12 protein-coding genes are annotated in these 13,102 nt (G+C 61.4%); 1 reads left to right on the top strand and 11 read right to left on the bottom strand.

The annotated features are described in order from the left end of the window. Window positions 1-39 precede the first annotated feature (39 nt). The 3 genes from CCGE531_RS06420 to CCGE531_RS06430 all read right to left on the bottom strand — a co-directional run bounded on the left by CCGE531_RS06420 (window position 40) and on the right by CCGE531_RS06430 (window position 5,020). The gene (locus tag CCGE531_RS06420) at window positions 40-738 is read right to left on the bottom strand and encodes a phosphatase PAP2 family protein (protein ID WP_120663443.1); all 699 of its coding nucleotides are present in this window, start codon (window positions 736-738) and stop codon (window positions 40-42) included. Between the two features lie 131 nt (window positions 739-869). Further along, window positions 870-2,756, bottom strand: a complete 1,887-nt coding sequence (locus tag CCGE531_RS06425; RefSeq protein WP_120663444.1) for an ABC transporter ATP-binding protein/permease — start codon at window positions 2,754-2,756, stop codon at window positions 870-872. A 206-nt stretch (window positions 2,757-2,962) separates the two neighbouring features. Beyond that, window positions 2,963-5,020, bottom strand: coding sequence for a LysM peptidoglycan-binding domain-containing protein (locus CCGE531_RS06430; RefSeq protein ID WP_120666558.1), 2,058 nt, complete (start codon window positions 5,018-5,020; stop codon window positions 2,963-2,965). Between the two features lie 155 nt (window positions 5,021-5,175). On the opposite strand from CCGE531_RS06430, the gene CCGE531_RS06435 reads away from it, so the two are divergent. Continuing rightward, complete coding sequence (locus CCGE531_RS06435) at window positions 5,176-5,799, top strand: TIGR00730 family Rossman fold protein (RefSeq protein ID WP_120666560.1); 624 nt, start codon at window positions 5,176-5,178, stop codon at window positions 5,797-5,799. Between the two features lie 28 nt (window positions 5,800-5,827). Here the strand turns inward: CCGE531_RS06435 and rarD are convergent, their stop codons facing one another. The 8 genes from rarD to cysS form a co-directional block, all read right to left on the bottom strand. Further along, window positions 5,828-6,739: an EamA family transporter RarD gene (gene rarD, locus CCGE531_RS06440; RefSeq protein WP_120663445.1), complete on the bottom strand. Its 912-nt coding sequence runs from the start codon at window positions 6,737-6,739 to the stop codon at window positions 5,828-5,830. Between the two features lie 108 nt (window positions 6,740-6,847). Then, window positions 6,848-8,464, bottom strand: a complete 1,617-nt coding sequence (gene cimA / locus CCGE531_RS06445) for a citramalate synthase (protein ID WP_120663446.1) — start codon at window positions 8,462-8,464, stop codon at window positions 6,848-6,850. A 188-nt stretch (window positions 8,465-8,652) separates the two neighbouring features. Next, a complete protein-coding gene (gene pip / locus CCGE531_RS06450) occupies window positions 8,653-9,621 on the bottom strand; it encodes a prolyl aminopeptidase (RefSeq protein WP_120663447.1) in 969 nt (322 codons plus the stop codon). Then, complete coding sequence (locus CCGE531_RS06455; RefSeq protein WP_120663448.1) at window positions 9,618-10,094, bottom strand: GFA family protein; 477 nt, start codon at window positions 10,092-10,094, stop codon at window positions 9,618-9,620. Before CCGE531_RS06455 ends, pip begins: the two co-directional genes overlap by 4 nt. Then, a complete protein-coding gene (locus CCGE531_RS06460) occupies window positions 10,087-10,578 on the bottom strand; it encodes a GFA family protein (protein WP_245458997.1) in 492 nt (163 codons plus the stop codon). Before CCGE531_RS06460 ends, CCGE531_RS06455 begins: the two co-directional genes overlap by 8 nt. Next, a complete protein-coding gene (locus CCGE531_RS06465) occupies window positions 10,575-11,057 on the bottom strand; it encodes a GFA family protein (protein ID WP_120663450.1) in 483 nt (160 codons plus the stop codon). Before CCGE531_RS06465 ends, CCGE531_RS06460 begins: the two co-directional genes overlap by 4 nt. Then, the gene (locus CCGE531_RS06470; protein ID WP_120666562.1) at window positions 11,054-11,422 is read right to left on the bottom strand and encodes a DUF559 domain-containing protein; all 369 of its coding nucleotides are present in this window, start codon (window positions 11,420-11,422) and stop codon (window positions 11,054-11,056) included. The genes CCGE531_RS06465 and CCGE531_RS06470 overlap by 4 nt, the downstream gene beginning before the upstream one ends. 215 nt (window positions 11,423-11,637) lie before the next feature. After that, window positions 11,638-13,029, bottom strand: a complete 1,392-nt coding sequence (cysS, locus tag CCGE531_RS06475; protein ID WP_120663451.1) for a cysteine--tRNA ligase — start codon at window positions 13,027-13,029, stop codon at window positions 11,638-11,640. Window positions 13,030-13,102 lie beyond the last annotated feature (73 nt).

Raw genomic sequence — 13,102 nt, forward strand, 5'->3', positions numbered from 1 at the left:
TCGCCGATTCTATGAAAACCGAACCGCTCTACGCTGAAATCAGAGGCCGAGGGCGGCGCGCAGTTCAGCCTTGGCGCCCTCATATTCGCTCTTGTAGTCGTCATGCGTCATGATGGTCTCAGTGATGACGGTGCCTGCAATGTGGGCGGCTTCGATGTCGGAGGCGTAATGGATGCCGCCGACGATGCGGTTATGGCCATATTCCCAGGCTCGGGTCATGATGACGGCGCGCTTTTCCGGCACCATGTTCGACAGCACGATGCCCATCAGCGTGCCGAGCGTGGCGTGGCCGGACGGGTAGGAGCCTGACTTGGAGAGCGGCACGATCGGTTTGACCAGATCGCTGTAGAGATGCGGGCGCGGGCGCTTCCAGACATCCTTGGCCGGATCGACGACAGCGCCTTCGGTTTCGACGATGCGATCGAAAAAGGCCGAGAACTTCGGCAGGTTTTCCTTGGTGAATTTCGGGTTGTCGATGACGTCGGAGAAGCGCCAGACGTTCTCTTCGGCATCGGCCACGGCGCGAGCCGCCATTTCCGGCGTGCGGGTCACCTGGATCGTCAGGATTTCGCCGAGCTCGGCCTTCATCTGCGCCGAATCATTGGCGGGCGGAGGCGGCAGCAGGTTGAGGAGGTTGATCTCCTTGGCATCCGCGAACGGCTTGGCATCCTCGGCGAAAACAGGCGAGGCAAGGCCGACGACAAGCAATATGCTTAAAGCTTTGGCAATAGTACGCATTTTGGGGGGCTCCGTTGAAGGGACCCTCGTACCTAGCAAGCTGTCATCTCAGCCTCGTGACAGCGATCCGTACATAACTTGTCGTGGCGTTCCCTGGGCGAGCCGTTTGTGGCAGCTTCTCCAGGGCAGCCTCAGCTTGCGGGCGCCAGCCGGTCGACCACGCCGAGATCGTCGTTTTCGCGCACCTGCTTCAGATGTTCTTCGGCTTGCGTTGCCTCGCGCTGGCGGCTCCACATGGAAGCATACAGCCCATTCTGCGCCAGAAGATCCGCATGCGTGCCGCGCTCGGCGATCACGCCGCTTTTCAGCACGATGATCTCGTCCGCGCCGATCACGGTCGAAAGGCGGTGCGCGATGACCAATGTCGTACGATTCTTCGAAACGACGTCGAGGGCGGCCTGTATTTCGCGCTCTGTCGTCGTGTCGAGCGCCGAGGTCGCCTCGTCGAGGATCAAGACCGGCGGCGCCTTGAGAATGGTGCGGGCGATCGCAACGCGCTGCTTCTCGCCGCCCGACAGCTTGAGCCCGCGTTCCCCGACCTTCGTATCGAAGCCCTCCGGCAGACTGCGGATGAACTCGCCGATCTGGGCGATTTCGGTCGCCGCCGTCACTTCGGCATCGTTCGCGCCCGGTCGTCCGTAGCGGATGTTGTAGGCGATGGTGTCGTTGAAGAGCACGGTATCCTGCGGCACCATGCCGATGATCTTGCGCAGGCTTTTCTGCGTCACGGTGCGCAGGTCCTGACCATCGATGGTGATGGAACCGCTTTGCACATCGTAGAACCGGTAGAGCAGGCGCGACAGCGTCGATTTTCCGGCACCCGAAGGCCCGACCACGGCGACGGTCTTGCCGGCCGGCACCTCGAAGGAGATGCCCTTCAGGATCGGCCTTGCTGGATCATAGGCAAAATGCACGTCCTTGAACGAGATCGCGCCGCTGCCGGTCACGAGTTCCTTGGCGCCGGGTGCGTCGACCACCTCGGGCCTGACTTCGAGCAGATCGAACATCTCCTCGATATCGGTCAGACCCTGGCGTATTTCGCGATAGACGAAGCCGATGAAATTCAGCGGCACAGAGAGCTGCAGCAGCATGGCATTGATGAAGACGAAGTCTCCGACCGTCTGGTGGCCGTTCAGAACCGACCAACCGGAAATGACCAACATGACCGTCGTGCCCAGGCCGAAGATCACGCCCTGGCCGAAGTTCAGCCAGCCGAGCGATGTCCAGACGCTGGTGGCGGCCTTCTCGTAGCGCGCCATCGATTGATCGAAGCGCTTGGCCTCCATCTCCTCGTTGCCGAAATATTTGACGGTCTCGAAGTTGAGGAGCGAATCGATTGCCTTTGTATTGGCGTCCGTGTCGCTGTCGTTCATCGTCCGGCGGATGGAGATGCGCCAGTCGCTCGCCCTGACCGTGAACCAGATGTAGAGCCAGACGGTCACCGCCGTCACGGCGAGATAGGAGAAGCCGTAGCCGCGCCAGAAGATGATGGCCGTCAGCAGGAACTCGATGAAGGTCGGGAACGTGTTGAGGATGGTGAAGCGGACAATGGTCTCGATGCCTTTTGTCCCGCGCTCTATGATGCGCGAAAGGCCGCCGGTCTTTCGTTCCAGATGGAAGCGCAGCGACAGCTCGTGCATGTGCACGAATGTCTTGTAGGCAAGCTGGCGCACCGCATGTTGGCCGACGCTCGCAAACAGCGCATCGCGCAGCTGGTTCAGGCCGAGCTGGATCAGGCGCGTCAGGTTGGTGGCGATGATCAATGCGATGGCGCCGACCATGAAGGCCGGCAGGATGCCCTGCATGTCGAGCTTGCCGTTCAGCGCATCGACGGACCATTTGAAGAAATAGGGAACCAGCAGCAGGAAGAATTTGGAGACCAGCAGGAAGACGGTCGCCCAGACGACGCGCATCTTCAGGTCCATACGCCCGCTCGGCCACATATAGGGCCAGAGATTGACGATCGTGTTCATCGGATTGCTGGAATCCGCCGATATTGTTTTATTGCGGTCAGCCATGTCCGTCTCCGGCGGATGATTGGGACAGCCTGGCGCGGCAACCATTGCGCGGCTGGCTGTGAAACCTTCGCATGCGGGGCAAGGCCGTTCGGCGAAGGCGATGAGGGTCGCGCGACGCTTACACTATTTTTATGACGCATAAAAGCATTGGCCAGGCGCTGGGGGCGCCTGGCCAATGATGATGGTCCCAGGAAGCTGCTCTTGCCCTAGAGATGTGCGCCGGACAGCCGCTTGCGGTGAAGCTCCTCGGCATTCGGCAGCGCATCCTTCGGCAGGCCGAAGACCTGGCCGGGCAGGATCCTGTCCGGATTGTTGATCTTGTCCTCGTTCGCCAGATAGATGGTCGTATAGCGCACGCCGGCACCATAGGTGCGGCGGGAAATCTGCCAGAGCGTATCGCCACGGCGGATGATGACGGCATTGGTGTCCTGCGAAAGCGGTGCCTGCTCCAGCGTTTTCGGGCCGCTTTCGCTGGAGGACACCTCCACGTTCGGCTGTGCCGGCGACGTCTGCGTGGGAGCGGTAATGGCTGCGACGAGCTGCTCGAGGCCTGGCAGCGCCGCACCGACCGATTTCGCATCCTTCGGCAGAAGCTCCAAGACACCCAGTGCCTTCGCCGCAGCCTTTGCTGCGTCGGCCGCGGCCTTCTTCAGGTCCGCGGTGGCATTGATGGACGGACGAAATTCCGAAAGCGATTTCAGGGCGATTTCCGTGCCGGAGCGAGCAGCGGCAAGCTGTTCCACATTTGGCTGCTTGCCGTCGGTAAACAGGCCCTTGAGCAGTACGAAGGCCTTGCCGGCGCCTTCCTTGAGCTTGGCGAGCTCGCCTTCATCGAGCGGCACCATGCTCGTGGTCGCCACCTGTCCCGGGCTATTGGCGGCAGCCGGCGTCTGGGCCGCCACCGTCACCTGATTGCCCTCCGGCCGCGTGAAGTTGACGTTGGTGCGGACGATGACCTTGCCCGCTCCGTCGAGCACGTCGACGCGGATCTTGTGATCGCCGACGGCAAGCGGCATCGGTCCGTCAACGACGAAATGGCCGTCCGCTTCCGCGACGCTCTCGCCGATGAGCTTGTCGTCGGCATAGGCGCGCACCTTGGCATTCGGCTTCGCGCTGCCGGCAACGAAAATATGGTCGTTTTCGATTTCGACGGCGTTGACCACGGCGTCCGGACCCGCACCCGTCTTCGCCGCCGGCGGCGCTGTCGTGCCGGCTGCGGGGTTGGCGGACGCGACAACTCCGCCGTCCTGCTGCGGCTTGGCATCTGTTGCCGTCGCAGCGCCGTCGGTTGCCTTCGTCTGCGGTTGCGCGGCCGGCGCATTCTGCTCGGCTGATGTCAGGCGACCTTGCTTGACTGAGGGAACGGTGATGATGCGGCTTGCAGCACCCGGCTTGGAGACCATGGCGAGAAGCTGCGTCGAATCGTCTTTCGGCACGGAAATCGTTGCGACTTCCTCTGAGGTGGCAACCTTGCCGTCTTTGCCGGTTGCCCGCAGCATCAATTCATGGTCGCCGGGCGGCAGCGGATTGTCGAGGACGGCGGCAAAATCGCCACTGGGGCCGACATTGGTCGTGGTGACCACTTTTTCCCCGTCGATGATCTCCAGTTTCGCGTTCGGCTCGGCCGAGCCGGCAATGACGGTTGAACCGTCCGGCTCGACACGCAGCACGTCGAACGACGGTACCCGAGGCTTGCCAGCTGTGTCGGTCCCAGGTGCTGTCTGGCCGGTCATCGCGGCCATTGCCTTGTCGATCGCGCTGCCGGCTTCGGCCGCGTTATCGGGGAGGGATTGGGTGATGGCGAGCGCCTTGGCCGCGCCGTCTTGCACTTTCTTCACGAACCCCGTCGTCGTCGCGTCGATGCCTTCCGGAAGGGCGAAGCCGACGATCGACTGCAGCGCCGTGATCGCCTTCGTCTTTGCAGCCGCGAAGACCTCCTGCGCCGGGGTGGCGCCATCCTTGAACAGCGCCTTGAGATCGGTAAGCGAGGCCGTGGCCGCCCCCGTCAGATCGGTCAGCTTCTTGGCGAGGTCAGCGGTGTTGACGGCGCCCGAAGTGGCATTCTGCGTGGCCTTGTTCGCGGTCTCGCCGGCCTTTTGCGCGTTTTCGTCGATCGTATTCTTTACCGCGTCGCCGGCCTGATTGACGGCGTTGCCGATCGGGTTCTTGTCGCCGTTGATGCGTGGCATCACGAAAAAGACCATCAACAGGGTCGCAATTGCCAACACCAACAGAGCCAGCCAACCGGCACGGTTCTTCATCATCATTCATCTCCACGCGGCGAAGTCGTCGCAACTCCTGAAATTGCTAGCGATTTCGCCTGCTTTTACAAGCTTTCTCAGCCATTTTCGCATGTCCTGACACAAGTTTTCCTTTGAAAAATCTTGACTGAGCATCTGCAGCATAGTTGTTTGGAACCATGACTGACGATTCTGCGCCAATTCGATCCATTTGCGTTTATTGCGGCTCAAGGCCGGGGCGCGATCCTTCCCATATGGCTGCCGGCCGCGAGCTGGGCAAAAGCATTGCCGAAAACGGCCTGCGCCTGATCTATGGCGGCGGAACGAAAGGCATCATGGGCGCCGTCGCAAGCGGTGTCCTGTCGCATGGCGGCCAGGTCACCGGCATCATCCCGGAATTTCTCGTCGACATGGAAGCGACGCGCCATTCGCTCGGTCAGCTCGACGAGCTTATCATAACCCCTGATATGCATGCGCGCAAACATGGCATGTTCGAGCGCGCCGACGCCTTCGTGGCATTGCCGGGCGGTATCGGCACGCTGGAAGAGATCGTCGAGATCATGACCTGGGGCCAGCTCGGCCGTCATGAAAAGCCGATGGTCTTCGCCAATATCAACGGCTTCTGGGACCCGATGATGGAGCTTATCCGCCACATGACGGAAGAGGGCTTCGTCCATACCGCCCATCGCGTCCAGCCGCTGGTTGTCGACAAGATTGCCGATATCATCCCGGCCATCCGCAAGCACGCCGCCGAGACGCATGGCGACCGCGGCGGCGAAGAGGCCGTTATTTCCAAGCTCTGATTAGCGATTTTCTAACCATATCGCGCCGTTAGCGCCCTCTGCTCTGACGCAGCATCGACCAGCTGTAGAGTATGAGCCCGGCCCAGATCAGCGAGAAGGCAATCAGCTGCGTCGTGCCGAAAGGTTCCTTGAACAGGAAGACGGCGATCAGGAAAACCATCGTCGGCACGATGTACTGCATGATGCCGATGGTCGACATTCTGAGAAGCTTCGCGCCGTTGGCGAAAATCATCAGCGGCAGCGCCGTCACAAGCCCGCAGCCGAGCAGAAGCGCGGTGTCCGACAGGCCGGTCTGGTAGAAATGGCCTTCGCCGCGCGTCTCCAAATAGAGAATGTAAAGCATCGCCGGAATGCAGAGCAACAGCACCTCGATGAAGAAGCCCTGATTGGCACCGACGGGCAGCGTCTTGCGGAAAAAGGCGTAGAAGCCCCAGGAGAAGGTCAGTGACAGCGCGACCCAGGGCAGGGTGCCGGCCTTGATGGTCAGGATGACGACGGCTATCGCCGCCAGGCCGATCGCGACGATCTGCGTCGGTGCCAGCTTTTCCTTGAGGAGGATCGCGCCGAGCGCGATGCTGAACAGCGGGTTGATGAAATAGCCAAGCGCGGCGTCGAGCGAATGGCCGGCGCCGATCGCCCAGACATAGGTTCCCCAGTTGATGGTGACGAGCGTCGCCGTCAGCGACGCCATGGCGATTGTCCGCGGGTTGCGAAACGCCGCCTTCACATCACCCAGGCGTCCCAGCGCCAGCAGTACGATGCCGGCGACCGGAACCGACCAGACAATGCGATGGGCGATGACCTCGAAAGCCGGGATATGCGCCAGCGCCTTCATATAGAGCGGCAGCACGCTCCAGAAGAGGTAGGCCGTCAGCACGAAGCCGAAACCCCGGGCGCCGTCGCTGTTCTTGATTTCCGGTTGGACCGCATCGGTGGCCATGAATTTTCCCGTCACTCTCTGTTATTTGAGACGGGATTACTCCAACGCATGCCGTGTGGCCAATTCATTTCCTTGACGGCATCGTCAAGCTTTTTGATGAGCGGCGGATCACTCCGCCGCTATTCTGCCCGCCATATGCCGGTTCTTCATCAGCTTGTAGATGACGGAATCCATCAGCGCCTGGAAGGAGGCGTCGATGATGTTTTCGGACACACCGACCGTCCACCAGCGCACGCCGCTGCTGTCGGTGGATTCGATCAGAACGCGGGTGATGGCCTCCGTGCCGCCATTGAGGATACGCACCTTGAAATCCGCCAGTTCCAGATCGTCGATCTCATGCTGGTATTTGCTGAAATTCTTGCGCAGCGCCAGGTCGAGCGCATTGACCGGGCCGTCGCCTTCCGCGACCGACATGATGGTCTCGCCGTCGATGATGATCTTGACCACCGCTTCCGATACGATCTTTACCCGGCCGTGGGAATCGAAGCGGCGTTCGACCATGACGCGGAAGCCGTCGATCGCGAAGAATTCCGGGATGGTGCCGAGCGTGCTGCGCGCCAGCAGCTCGAAGCTCGCATCAGCGCCTTCGTAAGCATAGCCCGTCGCTTCGCGCTCCTTGACGATCTGGATCAGCCGGTCGAGCTTGGGGTCGTCCTTGCCGACCTCGATGCCGCGCCGCTTCAGGGCGTTGATGAAGTTCGACTTCCCGCCCTGATCGGACACCATGACCTTGCGGAAGTTGCCGACGCTTTCCGGCGGCACATGTTCGTATGTGCGGGGATCCTTCAGCAGCGCCGAGGCATGGATGCCGGCTTTGGTGGCAAAGGCCGAGGCGCCGACATAGGGCGCTTGATGGTCCGGAGAGCGGTTCAGCAGCTCGTCGAAGGCGTGCGAAAGGCGGGTGAGGCCGAGGAGCCGCTCCGCATCGATCGTCGTTTCGAAACGCTCGCTATAGGCTCTCTTCAGCGCCAGCGTCGGGATCAGCGTGATCAGGTTGGCGTTGCCGCAGCGTTCGCCGATGCCGTTCAAGGTGCCCTGGATCTGACGCACGCCGGCTTCTACGGCGACGAGCGAATTGGCAACCGCTTGGCCGGTATCGTTGTGGGCATGGATGCCAAGACAGTGCCCGGGAACGCCGCAGGCGATGACGGCCTCGACGATGGCGCGGACCTCCGGCGGCTGCGTGCCGCCATTGGTGTCGCAGAGCACGACCCAGCGCGCGCCGGCGTCATAGGCCGTCCTGGCGCAGGCAAGCGCATAGGTCGGATTGGCCTTGTAGCCGTCGAAGAAGTGCTCGCAATCGACCAGGGCTTCCTTGCCGGCGTTGATGGCCGCCTTGACGCTCTCGGCGATGCTTTCGAGGTTCTCCTCGTTGGTACAGCCGAGCGCGACCTTGACGTGATAGTCCCAGCTTTTGGCCACGAAACAGATGGCATCGGATTTCGCCTGCAGGAGGCTCGCAAGGCCCGGATCGTTGGAGGCGGAAATGCCGGCGCGTTTCGTCATGCCGAAGGCGACGAAGGAAGCCGAATTCGTGCGCTTCTCGTTGAAGAAAGCCGTGTCGGTCGGGTTGGCGCCGGGATAGCCGCCCTCGACATAGTCCAGGCCGAATTCGTCCAGCATGGTCGCAATGGCAATCTTGTCCTCGACCGAGAAATCGATGCCGGGGGTCTGCTGCCCGTCGCGGAGCGTCGTGTCGAAGAGATAGATTTTTTCGCGTGTCATACTGTTTCCTCCGGCGAACCGGTTCTTGATAATGGAGTGCCCCTCATCCGTCCTCTCTCGGTTTCGCCTTGCTAAACCGTTCGAGTCCACCTTCTCCCGTTTACACGGGGCGAAGGGGCTTTTGAGGTCGTTCCCTCTCCCCGTCCTGAACCTGTCGAAGGGCGGGGAGAGGGTTAGGGTGAGGGGCCCTACTCGGCCGATGCTTTCCCGGCAAACCTATCCGTGGCACGGATCAGCTGATCGAGAATGCCAGGCTCGGACGAGGCATGGCCCGCGCCCTCGATCAGATGAAACTCCGCTTTCGGCCAGGCCTTGTGCAATGCCCAGGCATATCTTGCCGGGCAGGGCATGTCGTAGCGGCCGTGAACGATGAAGCCGGGGATGTCTTTCAGCTTGTAAGCGTCGCGCAGCAGCTGGCCTTCCTTGAGCCAGCCGGCATTGACGAAGAAATGGTTTTCGATGCGGGCAAAGGCATGTGCGTATTCCGCATCCTCGAACTGGGCGCTGACGGACGGCTCCGGCAGCAGGGTGATCGTCTCGCCTTCCCAGATCGACCATGCCTTGGCGGCCTCCAGGCGGGCTGATTTGTCTGGATGCGTCAGCAGGCGGTGGTAGGCGGCCATCATTTCATGCCGCTCTTCCGGCGGGATCGGTGCTACGAAGCGTTCCCATTTGTCGGGGAACATCTCGGACACGCCAAACTGGTAGTACCAGTCGAGCTCGGCTTTCGTCAGCGTGTAGATGCCGCGCACGACCAGTTCGGAAACCCGCTCCGGATGCGTTTCGGAATAGGCGAGCGCCAGCGTCGAGCCCCAGGAGCCGCCGAAAACAAGCCATTTCTCCGCGCCGGCCATGTCACGCAGCCGCTCGATATCCTCAACCAGATGCCAGGTCGTGTTGGCTTCGAGGCCAGCATGCGGCGTCGACCGTCCGCAGCCGCGCTGGTCGAACAAGGTCACATCGTAAAGCGCCGGATCGAACACGCGGCGATGGCTCGGCGAGATGCCGCCGCCCGGCCCGCCATGCAGGAAGACGGCCGGCTTGGCGCCAGGCGTTCCCACACGTTCCCAATAGATCACATGACCATCCCCGACATCGAGATGGCCGGAGGCGTAGGGTTCGATTTCCGGATAGAACGTGCGCAATATCTCGGTCATATTTTCAGCCCTTCCGCCGGCCAGATATCCGTATCGTGGTCGGGATGCTGGAAGGAGATGATCTGCTCCTGCCGCGAGTAGAAGTCCGGATCCTGATGGACGGGCTTTTCGAAGATCGTCTCCACCCAGGGCAGGCGTGAGGCATGGTTCACCTGGATCTGCGGCGCCAGATCGTCGCGCACGTCGAAAGCGCCGATGGCGATTTCGAGGCCGCCGGGATGACGATAGGTCAGGGGCGTGCCGCAGTTCTTGCAGAAACCGCGGTCGATATTGACCGACGACTGGAAATAGGTCGGCCCGCCGCGCGTCCATTCCAAGCTTTCTTCAGGTGCCGTGACGAGGGCGGAGAAGAAGCTGCCGAACTGCTTCTGGCACATGCGGCAGTGGCAGATCGAGGGGCGGCCGAGCTGGCCGCGAATGCGAAACCGCACCGCGCCGCATTGGCATCCTCCGCTTCTGGTAGCTTCAGTCATGACGCTTCTCCTCTGGCCAACTTGGGGTATCGTAATCGGGATGCTGATGGTTGGATGAGCGGATCGCCCGGGCACGATCGGAACCGTCTTCGTCTTCCTCCGCAGGCAGCACGTCGAGCGCATGGAACCAGGGCATCTTTGCCGAGAGATTCGACTGCGAAACCGGCCGCACCGCCATCGGCTCGTCCAGCGAGCCGAGCGTCACATTGATGAAATCCGTGCCTGGAATATCATAGAACAACGGGGTGCCGCAGGTGCCGCAAAAGCCACGGCGCACGAGATCGGACGAATGAAACCATGAAGGGTCGCCACGCGTCAGCTCGAAGTCGGCGCGCTTGGCGCTGCCCAGCGGCAGGGCATAATTGCCGGAGGCTTTCTGGCACATGCGGCAATGGCAGAGATGCGGATAGCCGAGCGCGCCGGTGGCGCGATAGCGAACCGCGCCGCATTGGCATCCACCGCTATATGTCTCCGCGATTGTCATTTGCCAGCCTCCGGTGGCCATGCCGCCGTATCGTGATCGGGATGCTGATACGACACAAGCTCCAGTACGAAGGGCGCGTTTTCCGCATCCTCTTCCGTCCTGTGCCCCGGCAGCAGATGCAGGCGATCGACGAAGCCGATCTTGGCTTCCGTGCCATATTGCACGACAGGCGGCAGCTTCGAAGGGTCGTCGAAGGCGCCGGCCGCGACCGCGATGCCATCCGGCGCCTCATAGGTCAGCGGCGTGCCGCAATCCCCGCAGAAGCCGCGCTTGACGCAGTTGGAAGACTGGAACGTTTTCCGCTCGCCGCGTGTCCATGTGAGTTCGGCACCACGCGTCGAGACCAGCGGCGCATAATAGGCGCCGAAGGCTTTCTGGCACATGCGGCAATGACAGATCGACGCATCCTTCAGCTCGCCCCGCACCCGGAAGCGAACCGCGCCGCACTGACAGCCGCCGGTGTAGGTCGAGACGGTCATGATCTATCCTTTCCAGCGACGATGAGGATATGCATGCAGACATTATCTATGTCTTTCAGGACGTCGTCGTTCCAGAAGCGCAGAACAGTCCAGCCTTCTGCTTTGAGGCGAAGAGTGCGAACTTGGTCGTAAGCTTGATCGCGGTCGTTTGCGTGCTGCGAGCCATCGACTTCAACGATGAGTTTTTCAGTGGGGCAGGCGAAATCGACGATGTATCCCGCGATAGGCAGCTGGCGGCGGAAGCCGAGGCCCATGAGGCGGTGGGCGCGCAATTCGTTCCACAGCCGAAGTTCCGCGTCGGTCATGACCTTGCGCATGCGGCGTGCGTTAGTCCGGACCTTCGGTGGGACTGGAGTATGCGGCAGGGTACCCCCCTCTGTCACTTCGTGACATCTCCCCCACAAGGGGGGAGATTGTTCGCGGCGAGCCGCTCGCTTTCGATCTTCATTTGCAGCGATACGGAAGCATATTGCCTCTGTCGGGGACGTTAGTTTTGGACTGAAAACGCGCGGCAAACTCCCCCCAATCTCCCCCCTTGTGGGGGAGATGTCACGAAAGTGACAGAGGGGGGTAACCAGACTCACCGCTTGACCTCCCAGCTCGTGATGCGTTCACCCGTCGCCGCATCCTTGCCGTCCTTGAGTTGAACACCTCTTGCCACAAGTTCTTCGCGAAGCTTGTCAGCCTCGGCGAAGTTCTTCGCCTTCAGCAATTCCAGCCGCTGACGCACCTTGGCATCGATCTCCGTGACGACGGCTTCATCGACCTCCGCCTTCTTCGGCAGCAGGCCGAGAAGATCGGCACTGGCCGCAAACACAGGCAAAAGGCTTCCATCGGCATTGGCCGCTTGTGCCAGCGCATGGAGCGCCTGGATGGCGGCAACGGTGTTGACATCGTCGGCGAGGGCGGCGAGGATCGTTGCATCCGGCGCAGCGCCGCTGGCATCCGCCGCCGGCCATCTGGCGATCAGCCGTTCGGCTTCCTCGAGGCGCTTGACCGAGAAGTCGATCGGCTCGCGATAATGCGTCATCAGCATGGCAAGCCTGAGCACATCGCCCGGCCATGTCCGGCCGCCGAGCTTTTCCGTCTGCAGCAGCTCATGGATGGTGACGAAATTGCCTTCCGATTTCGACATCTTGCGGCCTTCGACCTGCACGAAGCCGTTATGCATCCAGACATTTGCCATCGCATGCGTACCGTGCGCGCAACGGGATTGGGCAATCTCGTTCTCATGATGCGGGAAGATCAGGTCGAGACCGCCGCCATGAATATCGAAGACGTCGCCGAGATAGCGGCCACTCATGGCCGAGCACTCGATATGCCAGCCCGGACGGCCGCGGCCCCACGGGCTTTCCCAGCCGGGTTCGTTCTCATCCGACAGCTTCCAGAGAACGAAATCGCCGGGGCTCTTCTTGTGTTCGTCCACCGCGACGCGGGCGCCCGCCTGCTGCTCGTCAAGATTGCGTTTCGAAAGCTGGCCGTAATCGGCCATCGACTTGGTGTCGAACAGCACTTCGCCGGCAGCCCGGTAGGCATGGCCCTTGGCGATCAGCGTTTCGATGATCGCTATCATCTGCGCGATATTATCAGTCGCGCGCGGCTGCGCCGTCGGTTCCAGGCAGCCCAGATCAGTCGTATCTTCGCGATACTGCCGCTCGGTCTTCTCCGTCACCAGGCGGATCGCCTCGTTCAGCGGCAGGCCGGGATGGTCGCGGAGCGCGCGCGCGTTGATCTTGTCGTCGACATCGGTGATGTTGCGGACATAGGTGACATGGCTTTCGCCATAGACATGCCGCAGCAACCGGAAAAGCACGTCGAAGACGATGGCCGGGCGGGCATTGCCGATATGGGCGAAATCATAGACCGTGGGGCCGCAGACATACATGCGGACGTTATTGCGATCGATCGGCTGAAAATCGACCTTTTCGCGCGTCAGCGTGTTGTAGAACTTCAGTTGCGGCTCGGCGCCCATTTCACTCTCCCAAGGCATAAATCCGAAAAATACCGTCACCGGCAGGCCGGACGTTTGTCATCTTGGATTTTGG

Origin of the sequence: Rhizobium sp. CCGE531, assembly GCF_003627795.1 — a bacterium.
Lineage (GTDB): Bacteria > Pseudomonadota > Alphaproteobacteria > Rhizobiales > Rhizobiaceae > Rhizobium.